Annotated in this window: 18 protein-coding genes, 1 tRNA gene and 1 pseudogene; 10 read left to right on the forward strand and 10 right to left on the reverse strand. The window is 69.1% G+C overall.

What is annotated here, in order from left to right:
• Nucleotide 1: 1 nt before the first annotated feature.
• The 7 genes from GWG54_RS08815 to GWG54_RS08845 form a co-directional block, all read right to left on the reverse strand.
• Nucleotides 2-898 (reverse strand): hypothetical protein, encoded by an 897-nt coding sequence (locus GWG54_RS08815; protein WP_167937427.1) that lies wholly within the window; start codon nt 896-898, stop codon nt 2-4.
• A gap of 242 nt (nt 899-1140) precedes the next feature.
• Complete coding sequence (locus tag GWG54_RS08820; RefSeq protein WP_167937428.1) at nt 1141-2061, reverse strand: glycosyltransferase family 2 protein; 921 nt, start codon at nt 2059-2061, stop codon at nt 1141-1143.
• 70 nt (nt 2062-2131) lie between these two features.
• Complete coding sequence (locus GWG54_RS08825) at nt 2132-3457, reverse strand: cobyrinic acid a,c-diamide synthase (protein ID WP_167937429.1); 1326 nt, start codon at nt 3455-3457, stop codon at nt 2132-2134.
• Between the two features lie 145 nt (nt 3458-3602).
• Nucleotides 3603-3752, reverse strand: a complete 150-nt coding sequence (locus GWG54_RS08830; protein ID WP_167937430.1) for a hypothetical protein — start codon at nt 3750-3752, stop codon at nt 3603-3605.
• Nucleotides 3753-3805: 53 nt separating this feature from the next.
• Entirely contained in the window at nt 3806-4018 is a 213-nt protein-coding gene (locus tag GWG54_RS08835) for a hypothetical protein (RefSeq protein WP_167937431.1), read from the reverse strand.
• 59 nt (nt 4019-4077) lie between these two features.
• Complete coding sequence (gene fdhF / locus GWG54_RS08840; RefSeq protein WP_167937432.1) at nt 4078-7362, reverse strand: formate dehydrogenase subunit alpha; 3285 nt, start codon at nt 7360-7362, stop codon at nt 4078-4080.
• Nucleotides 7355-8953 (reverse strand): NADH-ubiquinone oxidoreductase-F iron-sulfur binding region domain-containing protein, encoded by a 1599-nt coding sequence (locus GWG54_RS08845; RefSeq protein ID WP_167937433.1) that lies wholly within the window; start codon nt 8951-8953, stop codon nt 7355-7357. The genes fdhF and GWG54_RS08845 overlap by 8 nt, the downstream gene beginning before the upstream one ends.
• Nucleotides 8954-9132: 179 nt before the next feature.
• On the opposite strand from GWG54_RS08845, the gene GWG54_RS08850 reads away from it, so the two are divergent.
• The 4 genes from GWG54_RS08850 to GWG54_RS08865 all read left to right on the forward strand — a co-directional run bounded on the left by GWG54_RS08850 (nt 9133) and on the right by GWG54_RS08865 (nt 12713).
• Nucleotides 9133-9351: a hypothetical protein gene (locus GWG54_RS08850; RefSeq protein ID WP_209438349.1), complete on the forward strand. Its 219-nt coding sequence runs from the start codon at nt 9133-9135 to the stop codon at nt 9349-9351.
• Between the two features lie 94 nt (nt 9352-9445).
• The gene (locus tag GWG54_RS08855) at nt 9446-11029 is read left to right on the forward strand and encodes a uracil-xanthine permease family protein (protein WP_167937434.1); all 1584 of its coding nucleotides are present in this window, start codon (nt 9446-9448) and stop codon (nt 11027-11029) included.
• A gap of 135 nt (nt 11030-11164) precedes the next feature.
• A complete protein-coding gene (locus GWG54_RS08860; protein WP_167937435.1) occupies nt 11165-11992 on the forward strand; it encodes an alpha/beta fold hydrolase in 828 nt (275 codons plus the stop codon).
• Between the two features lie 103 nt (nt 11993-12095).
• Nucleotides 12096-12713 (forward strand): MaoC family dehydratase, encoded by a 618-nt coding sequence (locus tag GWG54_RS08865; RefSeq protein WP_167937436.1) that lies wholly within the window; start codon nt 12096-12098, stop codon nt 12711-12713.
• Between the two features lie 165 nt (nt 12714-12878).
• Here GWG54_RS08865 and GWG54_RS08870 read toward each other — a convergent pair.
• Nucleotides 12879-12953: transfer RNA gene (locus GWG54_RS08870), tRNA-Arg, on the reverse strand.
• A 140-nt stretch (nt 12954-13093) separates the two neighbouring features.
• On the opposite strand from GWG54_RS08870, the gene GWG54_RS08875 reads away from it, so the two are divergent.
• The 4 genes from GWG54_RS08875 to GWG54_RS08890 all read left to right on the forward strand — a co-directional run bounded on the left by GWG54_RS08875 (nt 13094) and on the right by GWG54_RS08890 (nt 14938).
• Nucleotides 13094-13279 (forward strand): hypothetical protein, encoded by a 186-nt coding sequence (locus GWG54_RS08875; protein WP_008426417.1) that lies wholly within the window; start codon nt 13094-13096, stop codon nt 13277-13279.
• Between the two features lie 41 nt (nt 13280-13320).
• Nucleotides 13321-14172 carry a geranylgeranylglycerol-phosphate geranylgeranyltransferase gene (locus GWG54_RS08880; protein WP_167937437.1) on the forward strand — a complete coding sequence of 284 codons (852 nt, stop codon included), beginning with the start codon at nt 13321-13323 and terminating at the stop codon, nt 14170-14172.
• A 74-nt stretch (nt 14173-14246) separates the two neighbouring features.
• Entirely contained in the window at nt 14247-14657 is a 411-nt protein-coding gene (locus tag GWG54_RS08885; protein ID WP_167937438.1) for a CoA-binding protein, read from the forward strand.
• Nucleotides 14658-14758: 101 nt separating this feature from the next.
• A complete protein-coding gene (locus GWG54_RS08890; protein WP_008426423.1) occupies nt 14759-14938 on the forward strand; it encodes a hypothetical protein in 180 nt (59 codons plus the stop codon).
• Between the two features lie 33 nt (nt 14939-14971).
• Here GWG54_RS08890 and GWG54_RS08895 read toward each other — a convergent pair whose 3' ends face one another.
• Nucleotides 14972-15952 carry a PLP-dependent cysteine synthase family protein gene (locus GWG54_RS08895; protein ID WP_167937439.1) on the reverse strand — a complete coding sequence of 327 codons (981 nt, stop codon included), beginning with the start codon at nt 15950-15952 and terminating at the stop codon, nt 14972-14974.
• 109 nt (nt 15953-16061) lie between these two features.
• Nucleotides 16062-16361 (reverse strand): DUF5798 family protein, encoded by a 300-nt coding sequence (locus GWG54_RS08900; RefSeq protein WP_167937440.1) that lies wholly within the window; start codon nt 16359-16361, stop codon nt 16062-16064.
• 114 nt (nt 16362-16475) lie between these two features.
• Between GWG54_RS08900 and GWG54_RS21330 the strand changes: the two are divergent.
• Both GWG54_RS21330 and GWG54_RS08910 read left to right on the forward strand, forming a co-directional pair.
• A pseudogene (locus GWG54_RS21330) lies at nt 16476-16845 on the forward strand (Hsp20/alpha crystallin family protein).
• Between the two features lie 143 nt (nt 16846-16988).
• Nucleotides 16989-19247 carry a CDC48 family AAA ATPase gene (locus GWG54_RS08910; RefSeq protein ID WP_167937441.1) on the forward strand — a complete coding sequence of 753 codons (2259 nt, stop codon included), beginning with the start codon at nt 16989-16991 and terminating at the stop codon, nt 19245-19247.
• The last annotated feature ends 29 nt before the right edge of the window (nt 19248-19276 follow it).

The raw sequence follows: 19276 nt of genomic DNA on the forward strand, positions 1-19276 counted from the left end.
GTTACGCGCTCGCCTCCGCGTCGCCGTTCTGGTCGGTCGACGATTCGTCGCCCTCGAGCTGGTCGATCAGCGCCTGGAGGATCTCGCGGATCACCGTGGCGATGAACTCCTCGACGGGGAGGTCCGGAATCAGCCCCCGCATGCTGTCGGTCATCGTCTCGATGGCCGAGGAGATGCGGCCCTGGGCGTCCTCGTCGTCCGCCTCGCTTTCGTCGCCGTCTCCCTCGGCGTCCTCGCCTTCCTCGGCGTCCTCGTCGCCGCCCAGCAGCGCGCTGACGAACTCCCGGGGCTTGCTCACCAGGGAGGTCAGCGCCTCTCGCGAGCGGTCGACGATCGAGGACAGCGCGTCGGCGGGCTTCTCGAGCAGCGACTGGACGCCGCCCAGCAGCTCCTGGGAGCCGTCGAGCAGGCCGGAGACCGCCGACAGGAGGTTCCCGACCAGGTTGTTCTCCCCGGGACGGGCCGAGACGTTGAGCACGACCGGATCCAGGTTGACCTCGAGGCCGAGCAGGTCGAGGAACAGCCCCTCGAGATCGAGGTGGAGCACGTTCGCGGCGTCGTCGTCCTCGTAGGACTCCTCGGCCTCGAGCTCGTGGCCGACGGGTGCTTTCTCGTCTTCCTCGTCTTCCTCGTCCTCCTCGTCTTCCTCGGCTTCGGGTTCCTCCTCCCCTTCGTCGGCTTCCTCCTCTTCGTCTTCGTCGGTCTCTTCGTCTTCTACCTCTCCCTCGTCTTCCGCTTCGTCGTCTTCCGCCTCTTCCTCGTCTTCCGCTTCGTCGGCTTCGTCGTCTTCCGTCTCTTCCTCGTCCTCGAGTTGCTCCTCTCCGCCGTCGGTCATCACGCGGCGCGGTCGGCCTTCGTCGTCGGTTAGCACCGAGCGAACGCCTGGTCGGTCGTCCACTGAATCCGAACGCTCCGCCGAGTCGTCGCACTCTCTGGTCGCTGTCATTATCTGGAAAGACAGACGAGAGTGTCCGTTGTGGTGGTTTGCCTTGCGTATGCGACTTCCGGGGCCGTTCCGGGGAGAACGCGATGGCCCGACCCGTCACGTCCTCGCGATGGCGTCACTCCGGACGCGTGACCGCTCCGGCGATGAGAGTGTCTTCGGCGACGGTGAGACGGGCGTCGATCGGGACGGGCGGCCTACGCCGGTTCGACCGCGACGTCGAACTTCCCGTCCCACCGGTAGCGTCGCCCGCCCCAGACGAACGTTCGGCGCGCCAGCCCGTAGGCGAGCAGGGGGATCGCCGCCAGCGCCACGGGGTAGGCCGCGAGGAACGTCCACCGCCGGATGCCGAACGCGGCGTAGATCGCGGCCGTCCAGAGCGTCGTCAGCGCCAGCATCGGAAGCGGAAACAGCGCGCAGGCGACGGTCAGCGCGGCCGCGAGTACCCCCTGAACGGCGGTTCCCGTCGGACCGTGGTACCGCACGATCTTGACGAACCGGGCCTGGTTCTCGAGGGTTTCGCGGGTCGAGCCGCCGATCGCGACGCGCCGCGTTCGCCCGACCGTGGTGAACTCGACGTGCTCCGAGAGGAGGCCGTCGTCGCTGACCGTCCGTCGGAGCTCGTCGAGAAACCGCTGCTCGTCGTCGAGGTCCGCGCGCTCGAAGACGAGCGACCCGCCCCACGGGACGTTCGCGAGGGAGACGGCGAGCGTTCCGCTGATCGCGTGGGACGGCTCGAGCGCCGCGGCGAGCGGGTCGCGGCCGACGAACACCGGGAGCTCGGAGGTCGGTCCCCGGCGGTCGTAGTCGGTCCGCAACCCCTCGAGCCAGTCGGGCGGGTGGAAGAAGTCGTCGTCGGTCCAGACGATCCGTTCGGCGTCGGCGGCCTCCATCCCGGCCGCGATCGCGTTGGCCTTCCCGGAGCAGCCCTCGGGCTCGCCCGCGACGATCGAACGGACGCCGTCGCGGGCCTCGGCGCAGTCGGCGACCGACTCGCGGTACTCGTCGCAGACGACGAGCAGTTCGTCGTCCGGTCGGAGCTGGTCGGCGACCTGCTCGCAGGCGTCGTTCCATCCCGTCGTCGGAAGGACGACGGAAACCGGCGTCGGCGCGTCCATACTCCACCGTTCACGTCGCCCGTCATCAAACGACGGGGCGGCCGCACTGTCCGGCCGACCCGACGAGACGTCAGGAGCGTCGGTCGCCGATCCGCTCGAGGAACCGGTCGAACGCCCCGCTCTCGGGGTGGACGTGGGCGTAGGTGCCAAGCGACTTGTGCTCGCGGAGGCCGTCGCGTTCGCCGTCGATCCCGTCGCCTCGGACCGTCTCGAAGGCGAAGCGGGCGTCGGCGTCGACGTCGGCGCTCGAGTAGTGGAACTCGTGGCCGCGGATCGACTCGCCCGCGCGGGCGGTCAGCGTCCCCTCGAGGGCCTCGAGTTCGACGTGGTCCAGCGCGCGGTAGCGGTCGTGCATCGTCACGTCGGCGGGCAGGATGCCGGCCATCTCGGCGCGCTCGCCCTCGGCGGTCGTCAGCGATCGGCTCATCGCCATCAGCCCGCCGCACTCGCCGAACACGGGCAGGCCCTCGCTCGCGCGCTCGCCCAGTTCCGCGAGGGTGCCGCCGTCTTCGAGCGCCCCGGCGTGTAGTTCGGGGTAGCCCCCGGGGAGGTAGACGCCGTCGCAGTCGGGGACGGGGTCGCCGGCGACCGGGGAGAACGTCACCAGCTCCGCGCGCTCGCGAAACCGTTCGATCGTCGCGGGGTACCGAAAGCAAAACGCCGAGTCGCTGGCGACCGCGATCCGGGCGTCGACGGGGTCGGACGCCGCGCGGTCGCCGTTCGCGGGCTCCGCCGGGACGGGCTCGCGCGCGACCGCGGCCAGGCGTTCGGCCTCGAGGGTCTCGGCCGCCTCCCGAAGCGCCTCGCGGGGCAGCGCCGCCTCCTCGCCCATCTCGAGGCCGAGGTGGCGATCGGGGATCTCGAGGTCGTCTGCGGGCGGGACCCGACCGAAGTACTCGAGTTCCTCGGGCAGGGCGTCCCGGATCCCCCGCTCGTGACGGCCGCCGTGGGCTCGCTGGGCGACGATGCCGGCGACGTCGACGTCGCGACCGATACGGTCGGCGTACGCCCGAAAGCCAAGCGCCGTCGCCGCGACGCTTTCCATCCCTGCGCTGGCGTCGACGACGAGCACGACCGGGAGGTCGAGCGCCTCGGCGACCATCGCCGTGCTCGAGCCGTCGCCGTCGTACAGTCCCATCGCGCCCTCGACGACGCAGAGATCGCCCTCGCCACGGGCGTAGTTGCGTCGGAGCCCCTCGCGACCCTCGAGCCACAGGTCGAGCGTGCGGGAGGGACATCCTGCGAGGGCCTCGTGGTGGCTCGGATCGATGAAGTCCGGCCCCGCCTTCGCGGGCTGGACGGTATAGCCCGCGTCCTCGAGGGCCTGAATCGCCGACAGCGCCGCGACCGTCTTTCCCGCGCCGGAGCTGACGCCGCCGAGCACGAATCCGTTCATGGGTACGTCCCCTCGGAGAATCGGCTTCAATCCGTCGGTGCGCTCGGCCGGCTCATACGGTTTGCTGTACCGAGTTCCCGGTGCAACCGCAGGGCGGTCACGGTTGCACCGGAAATGACGTACAGTAGACCGTATTAAGGGACGGCTAGAAGGGAGGCGCGAACCGCGACCTGGCTCGAGAGCGCGCGCGCAACGCGCCGACCGCGGCGGCGACGCCGACGACGAGGGCGCCGGCGAGCGCGCAGCGACGGATCGACGGCGACGGTTCGTCCGTCCGCGTGCGTGTTCGGTTCACGGTGGGAGGGTCCACGGCGTCGGTCTTATAACTGCGCACGGAGCGGGCGCCGCCTACCGGCTCTCGGGTTCGGCGATAATCACCTCGTCGTCGGTGATCTCCGCGATCTCGGTCGCGTCGATGTCCCTATCGTGCTCGGTGTCGCCCTCGCCCGCCATGTCGACGTAGATGTGGCCGTCACCGACCTCGGCGACGGTGCCGATCTCCTGTCCTTCGTCGGTGGTAACCGCCTTCCCGACCGCGTCCTCGGTGAGTTCTACCCCCATGTGACCTGTCGACGCGGGCCGGGCGAATACCCCTGGTGCCTGCGAGTTCGCGCTCCGGGTCAGTCGTCGTCCGAGCGGGTCTCCGGCGGCGAGTTGCCCGGTGCGCCGATCGGTTCGGTCTCGGGATCGGGCCCCATCGAGCTGACCCTGACGCTCGCGAGCTTGTAGTCCGGAATCCTGCTCACGGGATCGAGTTCCTCCTGGGTGAGCTCGTTGACCGCACCCTCCGCGAAGTGCATCGGGATGAAGACCTTGCCCGGGGCCGTGCGCTCGGTCACCTTCGCACGGACGACGATCGAGCCACGTTTGGACTCGACTTTGACGTACTCGCCGTCCGCGACGCCGATCTGGCCGGCCGTCTGCGGGTGGATCTCGGCGTAGCTCTCGCCGACGTGTCCCATCAGCCCCTCGCTGCGGCGGGTGAGCTGTCCCGTGTGCCAGTGGTACAGCACTCGCCCCGAGGTGAGCGCGATGGGGAACTCCTCGTCGGGAAGCTCCGTCGGATCGCCCAGGTCAGCGGGGACGAACCGAGCCTTCCCGTCCTCGAAGTTGAACGCTTCGTCGTAGAGGTACGGGGTGCCGGGGTGGTCCTCGTCGGGACAGGGCCACTGCAGCCCGTCGCCGGTTTCCTCGAGTCGCTCGTGGGTGATCCCGCCGTAGATCGGCGTCAGATCGTTTATCTCGTCCATGATCTCGGTCGGCGACTCGTAGCGCCAGTCGAAGCCGAGCCGCCGGGCCAGCGCCTGGAGGATCTTCCAGTCCGCCTGCGCGTCGCCCGGCGGCTCGACGGCCGGACGGACCAGCTGGACGCGCCGTTCGGTGTTCGTGACGGTGCCGTACTTTTCGGTGAACGTCGCCGCCGGGAGGATCACGTCGGCGTACTCGGCGGTCTCGGTCACGAAGATGTCCTGCACGACGAGGAAGTCCAGTTCCTGAAGGCTCTCCCGGGCGTTGGTCACATCGGGTTCGGAGATGGCCGGGTTCTCGCCGATGACGTACATTCCGCGGACGTTGCCCGCGTCGACCTCGTCGAACACCTCCGTCACGCGGAGGCCGGGCTCGTCCGGCGGGCGGACGCCCCACGCCTCCTCGAACCGGTCGAGCACGTCGTCGTCGGTGAGGTCCTGGTAGCCCGGCAGGTTGTCGGGGATCGTTCCCATATCCCCGCCCCCGCCCTGAACGTTGTTCTGGCCGCGAAACGGCGACATCCCCGAATTCGGCTTCCCGAGGTGTCCCGTCACGAGCGCGAGGTCGGCGAGCGCGAGCACGGTCTGGGTGCCGTAGGTGTGCTGGGAGATGCCCATCGCCCAGCCGAAGACGCAGGTGTCGGCGGTCGCGATCGTCTCGGCGGCGCGCTCGAGTTCCTCGGGCGTGACGTTCGTCAGCTCCTCGACCTTCTCGGGGGTGAACGCCTGGACCTTCTCCCTGACGTCCTCGAACCCGGTCGTCCGCTCCTCGATGAACGCCTCGTCGTGGAGGTCGTTCTCGACGATGTGGCGGATCATCCCGTTGATCCAGGCGATGTCGTGGCCGCCCGCCGTCCGCGTGAACTGGTCGGCGTGCTCGGCCAGTTCGATCTTCCTGGGTTCGAAGACGAACAGGTCCGCGCCGTCGCGGACGTTCCGCTTGATGCGGGTCGCGAGCACGGGGTGGCTCTCGGTCGTGTTCGAGCCCGTGATCAGGTAACAGTCGGCGTTCCCGACGTCCTCGATGCGGTTCGTCATCGCGCCGTAGCCCACCGTCTGTTTCAACGCGGCGACCGTCGAGGAGTGACAGAGCCGCGTGCAGTTGTCGATGTTTTTCGTCCCCAGGACCTGGCGGGCGAACTTCTGCATCAGGAAGTTCTCCTCGTTGGTCGCCTTCGAGGAGGAAAACACCGCCAGCGAGTCTTGCCCGTGGGCGTCGCGGATCCCGCCCAGTTCCTCGGCGACCCGCGAGAGCGCCTCGTCCCACGTTGCCTCGCGGAACTCGCCGTCTTCCCTGATCAGTGGGCTCTCGAGGCGCTCGTCGCTGTTGGCGAAGTCGTAGCCGAACTTCCCTTTCACGCACGTCGAGTAGTCGTTCGCCGGCGTCGACTCGGGGTCGGCCGGCCGCGTTCCGAGCACCTCGCCGTCCTTCCCGTAGAGGTCAAACCGACAGCCGACCGCACAGTAGCCACAGGTGGTCTCGGCCTTGGTCACGCGGTTCAACCGCTGGGTCCCGACCGCGTGGCCGATGTCGAACAGCATCCCCTCGGGGAGGGAGTTCGCCGCGGCAAACTCCGCGGCGTGTTCGGTTCCCTCGAGAACCATGTCGGCCGTCTCGCGGGCCCGCTCGCTGGCCAGTTTTCGCGCGCTGTCGGCCTGCCGTTTCGCCCGGCTCATCATCTTCGCGACGCCGGACTTCCGCGCGACGTCGACCTCCGTCGGGGAGCGTCCCGAGACCGCGCGGTTGGGCGCGTCGCTGGTCTCGACCGTCTCGGCGCGGGCCCCGCGGATCACCTTCCCGATCGAGTTCTCCTGATCGAAGCCGGGCAGCGGGAGCGTCGACATCTCGGTCAGCCCCTCCTCGACGATCGAGCCGGTCGGACAGACCGTCGCGCAGTGGCCACAGGAGACGCAGTTGGAGTCGGCCATCGTCTCGGCCTCGCTCTGGAAGCCGATCCGGGTGTCCGGCCCGTTGCCCTCCATCCGGAGGACGCCCTCGACCTGAACGTCGCTGCAGGCCTCCACACAGCGGTTACAGAGGATGCATTTGTTGCGGTCGATCTGGATGAACGACGACGTCGAGTCGATCGGCTCGTACTCCTCGCGCTCGTCGAAGACGCCGTAGCGCGGGTGCTCGACGCCCTGCTCGATCGAGGCCTCCTGAAGCTCGCACCAGCCGTTCTTCGAGCACGTCGTACACCGAAGGTTGTGGTTCGACAGGAGCAAGTCGAGGTTGACGTCGCGGGCCTCCGCGGCGTCGGTCGTGTCGGTCTCGACGACGAGTCCGTCCTCGGCCGGGAAGCTACACGCCGGAACCAGCCCGTACCTGTCGGTCTCGACCATGCAGGTGCGACACTCGCTTCGCGGGCCGATCTCGTAGCGGCCGTGGTCGCCCGCGTCGCCCTCGTCGCCCCGCTCGTAGTGACACAGCGCGGGGACGTGCTCGGTGGCGCCGGTTCCCTCGAGGGCGTCGAGCACCGTCGATCCGGGGCGCATCCTGAGCCGTTCGCCGTCGACGGTGATCTCGGTCGTCTCGGTCGTGACGTCGACGTTCGGATCGTTCGCGGTCCCCTTGTTGAAGTCCTCGGTCAGCGGCGTCTCGGGCTGGGGATCGTCGACGTTCGGTACGCTCGGGTACGGGTCGTCGTGGCTACTCATGGGTGGTGGATTCGGGTCGTCGCGGTTCGGTTCGGCGCTCGGTGGCCGCCGCCTCCTCGCAGAAGCCGGCCGGACAGTACCCCTCGGTGTGGGCGGCGAACTCGCTGTCGAAGTTCGCGATGGCCGTCGTCGTCGGGCGCGAGGCGGTTCGGCCGAAGTCGCAGATCGAGGAGCGCCGCATCACGCGGGCGAGCTCCTCGATCTTGCCGCGGTCGTAGTCGCCGTCGTAGACGTTCCGGAGGAGTTCGACGAGCTGTTTGGTCCCCTCCCGTCCCGGCACGCAGCGCCCGCAGTTTCCCTCGCGGGCGAACTTCGCGCGCTTGCCGACGAACGCGACCAGACAGCGGTCGCGGTTGAGCCGCTCGAGGATGCCGTTGGTGCCGAGGTTCGACGAGCGGAGGCTCCCCGCGCTCGGGGCCATCTCGAGGTCGCGGGTGATCCCGCCGAAGACGCCGCCGACGCAGGCCGCCTTGAACGGGCCGTCGCCGCGGACGGCCGCCAGCGCCGTCTCGAGCGAGCCGTCGGTCGGCAGTTCGACCGTCGCCGGGGACCGGACGTCGCCGGCGACGGTCATCAGCCGCGTCCCGGGGTCGTCCTCGTCGGTCGCCATCGCCTCGGGCGTCTCGAGGGCGGCCCGAACCTGCGCGAGCGTCCGCGGCGTGTGGATCGCGGTCGGCCGGCCGAACAGACCGTACTCCGCGGGGCCGGGCGGCCGTCGGCGCGCCTCGAGACGATCGTTGCCCTCCAGGGACTCGAGGGCCATCGTCATCTCCCCCGCCCGGTAGGTCTCGGGACCGGTGGCGACCTGCACGTTGGGCCCTTCGACGGCGCGGTCCATCGCCCCCGCGGCGCGGTCGACGCGCTCGCGCGCCAGCTCCCGATCCTCGCCGACGTAGACGACGACGTCGGGCGCGCCGACGGCCGACGCGACCACGCGGGCTCCGTCGAGGATGTCGATCGGCGCGCCCTCGAGCAGCAGCGAGTCCGCTCGCGCGCTCTCGTCGGCCTCGTTGGCGTTGACGACGACGACGGGCTCTCCCGGCGTCTCCCGGACCGTCGTCCAGGTCTCGGCGATCGGATCGTCGGTGCTTCCGTCGCCGCGGCCCCGGCCGCGGAGTCCGGTCTCGGCGATCCGCTCGAGGGCCTCGTCGCCGTCGACGCTCGCGGAGACGAACGCGTCGCCGCCGCCGTAGTCGTCGGCGTTCGCGGGCACGACCCAGCCACAGCGCGCGAGCGCGACGCGCTCGCCGACAGCGAGCGGTCCCGACTCGGGGCGGGGAAGCGCCGCCGTCTCCGGGTCGTGCGAGACAACCGCGTGAGCGCCGTCGGTCGGCGCCTCGCCGTCCTCGAGCGTTTCGACGAGGCCGCGCACCTCGCGTTCCGTTACGTCGGCGTGGTACGCGGTCGTGTCCCCGACGGTCGCCGCCGCGAGCGGTTCGAGGCGGGGACTCCCGACCGGGCCGACCTCGGCGACGCGAGTCTCCTCGGCCGACTCGAGGGCGGCCTCGAGGGCCGATTCGCCGGGCGTTGCCGTCGAGTGTCCAATCCGAAGCGCCGGGGATCGACCGACGACCCCCTGTTGTTCGCGCATGGGACTGGGTCCACAGTGGTGTCCAAAAGGGTAGTGCAGTCCCTCGCCGGTCGGGATCCCGACTCGATCCCGGGCCGGGACGGCGGCGGAACTCTCGCGGCGCCGTCGACGACCGACCGTCCAGTCCCGAGCCGGTTCGACGGGACAACGTTATCCGCGCCCTCGCCGTGGCCGACGGTATGGCGAACGAACCACCACGGCGCGAGTGTCACCGCCGCGGCTGCGACGAACCGGCCCGGTTTCGCGTCCTCGAGCGCTACCAGGAGGAGACCGGAAAGGGCGCGGTCGAGGCCGAAGCCGTCCTCTGTCGGCGCCACACCCGCGAGGAGAGCCCCGCGAACCTCGACGGAGCCTACGAGGACTACGTGTTCCGCGTCGAACCGCTCGAAACGCGGTGAACCCGGCCTGCGGGGCGCCGACCGACGCGGACGAGCGATCGCTCGCCGCGGATCAACACCCATTTGAGCCGGCTCTGCGGTTATCCGACGAGAGATGGCAACGGACGAGTCGGGATCGGGGGGGACGGACCGCGGCGACGGGATCGAGTACGACATCGACGACCGACCGCCGCTTGGCGAGTCGGTCGTCCTCGGCGTGCAACACTATCTCACGATGGTCGGCGCGAACATCGCCGTTCCCCTGCTGCTGGCGGCGGCGATGGGAATGCCCGACTCCGTCAGGCCACAATTCATCGGCACGTTCTTCGTCGTCTCGGGGATCGCGACGCTCGCCCAGACGACGTTCGGCAACCGGTACCCGATCGTCCAGGGGGCGCCGTTCTCGATGCTGGCCCCCGCGCTCGCGATCGTCGGCGTCGTCACCGCCGGCGCCGCGGGAGGGGACTGGCAGGCCGCGCTCGTCCAGCTACAGGGGGCGATCGTCGCCGCCGCGCTCGTCCAGGTCGCGCTCGGCTACCTCGGGCTCGTCGGCAAGCTCCGGCGGTTTCTCTCCCCCGTCGTCGTCGCGCCGACGATCGCGCTGATCGGGCTCTCGCTGTTCGACTCGCCCCAGATCGTGGGCCAGGACCAGAGCTGGTGGCTGCTCGGGCTGACCCTCGGGCTTATCCTGCTGTTCTCGCAGTACCTCGAGATCAGACACCGCGCGTTCCGGCTCTATCCCGTGATCCTGGCGCTGGGTCTCGCCTGGGGGATCGCCGCGGCCCTCTCTGCGGGGGGAGTGATCGAGGTCGGCCACCCCGGCTACGTCCCGCTGGGCGACGTCGCCGAGTCCCAGTGGCTCCTGCCGATCCGCCCGCTCCAGTGGGGGACGCCCGAGTTCACGACGGCGTTCGCGATCGGGATGCTCGCCGGCGTGCTCGCCTCGATCGTCGAGAGCATCGGCGACTACTACGCGGTGGCGAACCTGACGGGAGCCGCGGCGCCCAGCGAGAAGCGAATCAACCACGGGATCGGCATGGAGGGGCTGATGAACGTCTTCTCGGGGATCATGGGAACCGGGGGGTCGACCTCCTACTCCGAGAACATCGGCGCGATCGGGCTGACCGGCGTCGCCTCGCGGTACGTCGTCCAGATCGGCGCCGCGGTGATGCTGATCGCCGGCTTCGTCGGCTACTTCGGCCAACTGATCGCGACCATCCCCGATCCGATCGTCGGCGGGCTGTTCGTCGCGATGTTCGCCCAGATCGTCGCCGTCGGGATCTCGAACCTGAAACACGTCGATCTGGACTCCTCGAGAAACGTCTTCGTCGTCGGCTTCGCGCTGTTCGTCGGCCTCGCGATCCCCGCGTACATGGGGAACTTCGGCGACCCGATCGCGTTCCGGGAGGCGATCGGCCTCGAGGCGGCGATCGCGCCGCTGGTCGAGGCCGATCCCGTCGCCGGCACCGCGGCCGCGGTCTGGATCGGAGCGCTCGCACAGGCCGTCGTCGACTCGGTGTTCATCGTCGGCTCGACGGGGATGGCCATCGGCGGACTGGCCGCGCTGGTGCTCGACAACACGATCCCCGGCACCCGCGAGGAGCGCGGACTCGCCCAGTGGGAGCGGCTCACCGAGGACGAGTCGGAGTTCGACTCCTTCTGGGACCGCTGGGCGGAAGCGTCCGACGACCGGGACTGATACGGATCGCTGTCCCGGTGTCCCGGCGCAACCCCGACCCGGGTCGGGGTTGCGCCGGAACTGACGTACAGTAGTCCGTACGAGAGCCACGGCCGCCGGCCGGGGATCTATTAGCGAGCGGGTCCTGAGGGATGTATGACAGAACTCTCGCTCGAGGACGCGACGCTGTGGTACGACAGCCGCGGCGACGGCACGCCGCTGGTGTTCGTCCACGGCGGCTGGCAAAACGGCCGCGCCTGGACCCCCCAGGTCGACCGGTTCGAATCGACGCACCAACCCGTCACCCTCGACGTGCGCGGCCACGGCAACACCGGCGCGACCGACGCCGACGAGTACTCGATCGACCTCTTTACCGACGACCTCGAGGCGCTGCTCGACCACCTCGGACTCGAGGCGCCGGTGCTGTGTGGCCTCTCGCTGGGTTCGATGGTCGTCCAGAACTACCTCGATCGCCACCCCGACCGCGCGGCGGGCGCGATCCTGGGCGGCGCCGTCCGATCGATGCCGCCCGTCGAGCTCCCGCCCGGGACGAAGCCGTTGCTCTCCCCGATGCCCGCGCTCGCGGCGTCGCTGTCGATGAGCGGACCGGAGGCGACGTTTCGGTCGATGCTGACCTCGATCCAGGCGGTGACGGGACGGCGGTGGCTCTCGATCGATCCCGAGGTCCGGGCGACGACAATCGAGGCCGTCGGCGAGGTCTCCTCGGCGGAGTACCGCAAGATCTTCGACGCGCTGTACCGGTTCGATCCCCCGTCGCTGACCCACGTCGAGACGCCGACGCTCGTGGTCCACGGCGACCAGGAGGCGCCCCCGGTCAAGCGACAGGGTCGCGAGATCGCCGCCGAGGTCGACGACGGCGCCTGCCTCGAGCTCTCGGCGTCGGGCCACCTCGTCAACCAGGACCGCCCGTCGGCGTTCAACGAGGCCGCCGAGACCTTCCTCGAGGAGCGAGCACGCCTCTGATCCCGTGACCGTCACGACCCCGAAGCAGTAGGCAGTGCCGTCAAGAGGGTGGGTGTGGTACGCACACCCACGTTCGAGTCCGACCGCGACGACCGATCCCACCATGAGTTCGAATCCGATTCCCGCCGACGCCGTCGTACCGACCCCCGAACGCTGGGCGAGCATCTCGCGACACGTGCTCAACAGCTACGCCGAGGCCAACAGCGCCGTGTTGGCCGCGATGGGCCTGCGATCGCCCGGCGAGTCGACCGCGACCGAGCCCGCGGTGCCGGAGGTCAGCTACGGCCACGCCGACTGGACGACCGAACGCTCGAGCGACAGCCTCGCGGAACTGTCGGTCGGCGACAGCGTTCGGTTCACCAAGTCCGTCGACGAGGCCGACGTCGCCGCCTTCGCGCAGGTCTCGGGCGACACCAACCGCCTCCACCTCGAGTCGGCGTTCGCGGAGGACACCCGGTTCGGGGGACCGATCGCCCACGGCACCCTCGTCTCCGGCGCCATCAGCGCCGCGCTGGCGCGGTTCCCCGGGCTGACGGTCTACCTCTCCCAGGACCTCGAGTTCCAGGGGCCCGTCGAGATCGGGTCGACGATCACCGCCGACTGCGAGATCGTCGAGGAACTGGGCGGGGGTCGGTACCGCCTCCGGACGACCGTCGACTCCGAGGGCGAGCGCGTCGTCGACGGTGAAGCCGTCGTCCTGATCGAGGACGAACCCGAGTGACGGCGCTCTCGCTCGAGGACGCGTCTCGAGCGCTACGGAGTTCGGTTATTCGACGAGCGACGGAATCGAGTCGCTCGATACGCTCTAGCAGTGCTCGCCGTTCTCTACTTCAAATCCTTCGCGATCCACGTACTCGAGGCTCGCGAAGTTGCTCGCCTCGAGAAGTGGGCGCTGCAGGATTTGAACCCGCGACAGCTTGGTCCGAAGCCAAGTACTCTGTCCAGACTGAGCTAAGCGCCCTCACCACCTCGTTTCCGTCCGTTCCGTATAAGTCACTCGATTCCGGCCGACCCCGACACGCGTCGCCACACACGCGGCCGTTCTCACGGACTGGCAATCGCCTCGAGCCCTCTTTATACCTGAGGACCATACACCCGAATATGACGGTACACGAGCCGCCAGAGTCCGGCGCCGGCGACGAATCGTCCGAGGGACGGCCCCTCGAGCTGTGCGGCGACGACGAGGAGGGTGTCTGGATGGCGGTCCCGCTCGAGGCCGACGAGCGGGCCGGGGCCTGGCTCTCGGTCGCCGATGCTGACCTCTGTGACCTCGAGGAGTGGCGGTAGAGATCGGACCGTTTATCCTCGCCGCCTGAGCAGGTGCGGGCATGACTGCGGGGGAGACGCTCCGGGGGTTGCTCGAGTTGACCCGACCGGTGAACGTGATCGCCGCGAGCGCCCTGACGTTTATCGGCGCGTTCGTCGCCGGGGGCGTGACGAACCATCCCGTCGAGGTGGTCGCAGCCGTCGTCGCGACGGGGCTGGCCGTCGGGGCCGGCAACGCGATCAACGACTACTTCGACAGGGAGATCGATCGAATCAACCAGCCCCAGCGGGCGATCCCGCGGGGTGCGGTTAGTCCCCGCGGCGCGTTGCTGTTCAGCGCCGCGCTGTTTGCGGGCGCGATCGGGTTCGCACTGGCACTCCCCCGACTGGCGCTCGCGATCGCGGGGATCAACCTCCTCGCGCTGGTCGCGTACACGGAGCTGTTCAAGGGGCTGCCCGGGCTCGGCAACGCGCTGGTCGCGTACCTCGTCGGAAGCTCGTTCCTGTTCGGCGCCGCGGCCGTCGGCGAGATCGGTCCTGCGGCCGTCCTCTTTCTGCTGGCCGGCGTCGCGACCCTGACCCGCGAGATCATCAAGGACGTCGAGGACCTCGAGGGCGACCGCGAGGAGGGGTTGCGCACGCTTCCGATCGCGATCGGGGAACGGCCCGCGCTGTGGGTCGCGTCCGCGTTGCTGGTCGCGGCGGTGCTCGCGAGTCCGCTGCCGTACGTCCTCGAGGAGTTCGGCGCGATCTACCTGGCGGCGGTGCTCCCGGCGAACGCGATCATGCTGTACGCGGCCTACGAGAGCTTCTCTGATCCGACGGCCGGCCAGTCCCGGCTGAAGTACGGAATGTTCCTCGCGGCCGTCGCGTTCGTCCTCGGTCGCGCCGTCGAGGTCGTGGGCGCAGCCTGAGCGTCGGTGCCCCCGCGACGGCGCGCGCTCGAGCAGCCAGGTGATGTTTACGTCCGGCCGTCCTACGCCGAGGTATGCCAGTTACCGAGGACGATCGACTCCGAGAGATCTTCGACAACGAGACGATCGCGGTCGTCGGCTGCTCGAGCACGCCCGGCAAGGCCGCCCACGACGTACCGAACTACCTCCTCGAGCGCGGCTACGAGATCGTCCCGGTCAACCCGACGACCGAGGAGGTCCTCGGTCGGCCCGCGGCCGACGCGCTCTCGGAGGTCGACCGAGAGATCGACGTCGTCTGTATCTTTCGGCCCAGCGACGAGGTCGCGGGGATCGTCGACGAGGTCCTCGAGCGCGAGGACGTCGACGTGGTCTGGACCCAGCTGGGGATCGGCGACGACGAGGCCGCCGCCCGCGCCGAGGAGAGCGGTCGCACCGTCGTCCAGGATCGGTGTATGAAAGTCGAGCACGGGCGGCTCGTCGACTGACCGGACGCCGGATTCTGTCCCTACCCGAGCGACGCTGTCGGTGCGTGCAGAATCCTCAACCACCGACAAAGACTTACCGACAAGAGGAATACGGGAACACAATGTGTGACCGGTCCGGGGACTGTTCGAACGAGGGGACCTGCCAGCTCGTGCTCAGAAACGAGCGGACGGGGATGGAGATGGTGGAGTATCACTGCAAGGCACACCTCGTCGTTCGAGTCTGGGAGGCCGAGCAGGACGAGACCCTGGACGTCGTCGACGCCAAGAAGCTCTACCAGTAGTCCGTCGCGAGGCGGGGTGGCCGATCGGCGGCGTCACGACGTCCACTCCTCGAACGAGCGGTAGATCCCCTTCGAGAGGTAGCGCTCGCTCGAGTCCGGAAACACGGTGACGACGGTGTCGTGGGGCGTCTCGAGGTCGTCCTCGTCGATCCGGCGGGCGACCCGACGGGCTGCAACGCTGGCGGCGCCCGCACTCGAGGCGACCAGGTGGCCCTCCTCGCGGGCGAGGCGGGCGAGCTCCTCGTGGGCCGCCCGATCGGAGACGGCGTGGACCGCGTCGACCAGCTCCGGATCGAACAGCTCGTTCGTCGAGGGGTCGTGGGTACCGATCCCCTCGATCTTGTACTTGCCTTCCTCGCGCTCGTCCTCGAGCAGTTCGCCGTACACCGACCCCTCGGGTTCGACGGCGGCGACGTGGGTCGACTCCTCGCGCTCAAGGGCGTAGCGGGCCAGCCCCATCAGCGTCCCGGCGGTGCCACAGCCGGCGACGACCGCGCCGACCTCCCCGTCGAGGGCCTCGTAGATCTCCGGCGCGGTCGTCTCGTAGTGGGCCTCCGCGTTCAGCGGGTTCGAGAACTGCTGGGGGACGACGGCGTCGTCGAGTTCGGCGGCGAGTTCGTGGGCGCGATCGATCGCGCCGCCCATCCCGTCGTCGGTCGGCGTGTTGATCACCTCGGCGCCGAGGGCGGCCATCAGCTGCTGTTTCTCGACGCTGAAGCGCTCGGGCACGACGAACATCGCGTCGAGGCCGAGCTGTCGGGCGGCGATCGCCAGGCCGATCCCCGTGTTGCCGGCGGTGGGTTCGATCACCGTTCCACCCGCCGCCAGATCACCCCGTTCGAGCATCCGCTCGAGCATGTACTGGCCGATGCGGTCCTTGACGCTCGCGCCGGGGTTGAACGACTCGAGTTTGGCGTAGATCTGCACGTCGTCCGGCGACTCCTGGAGACGAACGAGCGGGGTCCGACCGATCGTCTCGAGCACCGAGTCTACCGGTCGCTCGTGGGTCGTCATCGTACTGGCAAATGTTGCCCCCGCTGTTAGTTCTTGCTATCCTCCCGCTCTCGAGCGGCAGTCTCACCGCTGCTCGCGGGTGAATTCGTCTCGGAGAAGTTCGCCGGGATTACTCGGCGGTCGTTTCGCCGGGCTCGACGGGTTCGTCATTGCCCTCGAGTTCGGCCTGGTCGATTGCCGCGTCGGCGAGGATCTGCTCGCCGTCGATTCCCTGCTCCTCGGCGATCGCGAGCAGCAGTTCGCGCTGCTCGGTCAGCTGGTGGTCCAGCCGCTGGGCGGTGTCGTTGGTCTCGTCGACCTCCTCCTCGAGGTGGATGATGCGCTGCTGGAGTTCCTGGACCTGCTTGTACATCGCTTCGGCGCGTTCGGACAACCCCTGGATCTTCTTTGCGGTGCTTCCGAGTCCCATAGCTGGGCCTTGGGGGCGCTCCCAGTTGGTCCTTTTCACTAGCCGGTCCGACACTGGCCGAAAGACTTATTACGAACCGCGAACAATCAACTAATGCACACGAGGTGACCACCCATGGTGCTCCGACCGGCAACGAGTACCTGGACGCAGAACCTCGGGATGCCGTCTCGGCTGTTCGGACAGCAGGGACAGCGACTACGAACTGTACGAGGAAGACGACGAGTTCGTCCTCACGATCGACATACCGGGGTTCGAAACCGACGAGATCGATCCGGCGTGGGACGACGGCGTCCTGAACGTCGCCGCCGAACACGTCGACGACGATCGCGGCCGGAAGAAGACCTACCACCGTCGGTTCCGCTTCCCCAAGAGCGTCGCCGACGAGGAGATCACGGCCGCCTACACGAACGGCGTCCTCGAGGTGACGCTCCCGACCGCGGGTCCCGAGACCCGCGGCAGGGAGATCCCCCTCGAGGGTGAGTAACGCCGAGCGGTCTCCCCGACCGTTTACGGCCGATTCGGCATCAGAACGAACCGTACCGACACCCGGCTCCGCCGGCGAACCGACTATCTCGGCCTGCGCGGATCGTCCGCGTCGGCCGACAGCGACAGCTATCACTGACACGTATGCAACTTCGAGTAAAACCACTCAAACGGAAAGACGCGGGCAGCGGGTTAGCATCGATCGACAGAGAAGCGATGGACGAACTCGGCGTCTCCAGCGGGGAGTTCGTCGCCATCGAGGGCGGCGAGGACCGGGTCATCGCGCGGGTCTGGCCCGGTCGCTCCCAGGACACGGGGAGAGGCATCGTCCGTATCGACGGCCAGCTTCGACAGGCCGCGGGCGCCAGAATCGACGACGACGTCTCCGTCGAGGCGGCCGACGTCGAGCCCGCCGAGCGGGTTCGGGTCGCCCTTCCCGAGAACGTTCGCATCCAGGGCGACATCGGCTCCTACCTGCGAGGCAAGCTCGCAGACCGGGCCGTCAGCCCGGGGGACACCCTCTCGGTGTCGCTCGGCTTCGGTCTCCTGACGAGCCGATCGGGACGCCAGCTCCCGATCACGGTCGTCGACACCGAGCCCGCCGGAACCGTCGTCGTCGGCAACCGGACCGACGTCGAACTCGTCGACCGCACCCCGGATCAGCTCGAGATCGAGGCTCGAGGACCGATCGAGGGCGACGACGGCGAGGCGAGCGAGACGCCGACGGTCACCTACGAGGACGTCGGCGGGTTAGACGACGAACTCGAGCAAGTCCGCGAGATGATCGAGCTGCCGATGCGCCACCCCGAGCTGTTCCGGACGCTGGGCATCGAGCCGCCCAAGGGCGTACTCCTGCACGGCCCGCCGGGCACCGGGAAGACCCTCATCGCGCGGGCGGTCGCCAACGAGGTCGACGCCCACTTCCACTCGATCTCCGGTCCGGAGATCATGTCGAAGTACTACGGCGAGAGCGAGGAACAGCTCCGGGAGGTGTTCGAGGAGGCCGCCGAGAACGAGCCCGCGATCGTCTTCATCGACGAACTGGACTCGATCGCGCCCAAGCGCGAGGACGTCCAGGGCGACGTCGAGCGCCGGGTCGTCGCGCAACTGCTGAGCCTGATGGACGGCCTCGAGGACCGCGGCGAGATCACGGTCATCGGGACGACCAACCGCGTGGACGCGATCGACCCCGCGCTGCGCCGCGGCGGCCGCTTCGACCGCGAGATCGAGATCGGTGCCCCCGACGCGGGCGGCCGCGAGGAGATCCTCCAGATCCACACCCGCGGGATGCCCCTGGCCGAGGACGTCGACCTCGAGCGCTTCGCCGAGAACACCCACGGCTTCGTCGGCGCGGACCTCGAGAACCTCGCCAAGGAGGCGGCGATGACCGCCATGCGGCGACTCCGCCCCGAACTCGACCTCGAGGCCGACGAGATCGACGCCGAGGTCCTCGAGAGGATCGAGGTCACCGCGGCGGACTTCCGGAGCGCGCTCCGGGGCGTCGAGCCCTCCGCGATGCGGGAGGTGTTCGTCGAGGTTCCCGACGTCACCTACGAGGACGTCGGCGGCCTCGAGGAGGCGAAGGGGCGGCTCCGCGAGGCGATCCAGTGGCCGATGGAACACGCCGACGCCTACGAGCGGGTCGACCTCAGCCCCGCGAAGGGGGTTCTGCTCCACGGGCCGCCGGGCACCGGAAAGACCCTGCTCGCCAAGGCCGTCGCGAACGAGTCGCGGTCGAACTTCATCTCGGTCAAGGGGCCGGAGCTGTTCGATAAGTACGTCGGCGAGTCGGAGAAGGGCGTCCGCGAGGTCTTCGAGAAGGCCCGCGCGAACGCCCCGACGATCGTCTTCTTCGACGAGATCGACGCCATCGCGTCTAAACGCGGCAGCGGGGGCGGCGACTCGAACGTCGGCGAACGGGTCGTCTCCCAGCTGCTGACCGAACTCGACGGGCTCGAGGAGCTCGAGGACGTCGTCGTGGTCGCGGCCACGAACCGTCCGGAGCTAATCGACGACGCCCTGCTGCGGCCCGGCCGGCTGGACCGCCACGTCGAGGTCGCCGAGCCCGACAGGGACGCCCGCCGCGAGATCTTCCGGATCCACACCCAGGATCGGCCGCTGGCCGCGGACGTCGACCTCGACACGCTGGCCGAGGAGACCGAGGGCTACACCGGCGCCGACGTCGAAGCCGTCTGCCGCGAGGCCGCGACGATCGCGGTCCGCGAACACGTCGAGCGCGAGGCCGCCGGCGAGGACTCCGACGTCGAAGCCATCGAACTCACCGCCGACCACTTCGAGCGTGCGCTCGAGGAGATCTCGCCGGACGCGGTCGCCGAGTTCGAAGCCGGCCCCGGAGCGGGTGACCTCGACGACGTGCTCGAGGATGCCGAGGGCGAAGCGTAATCCGGCGAGATCCCGTCCGCTCCGCGCTC

The organism is Natronococcus sp. JC468 (assembly GCF_012163165.1).
Taxonomy (GTDB): domain Archaea; phylum Halobacteriota; class Halobacteria; order Halobacteriales; family Natrialbaceae; genus Natronococcus; species Natronococcus jeotgali.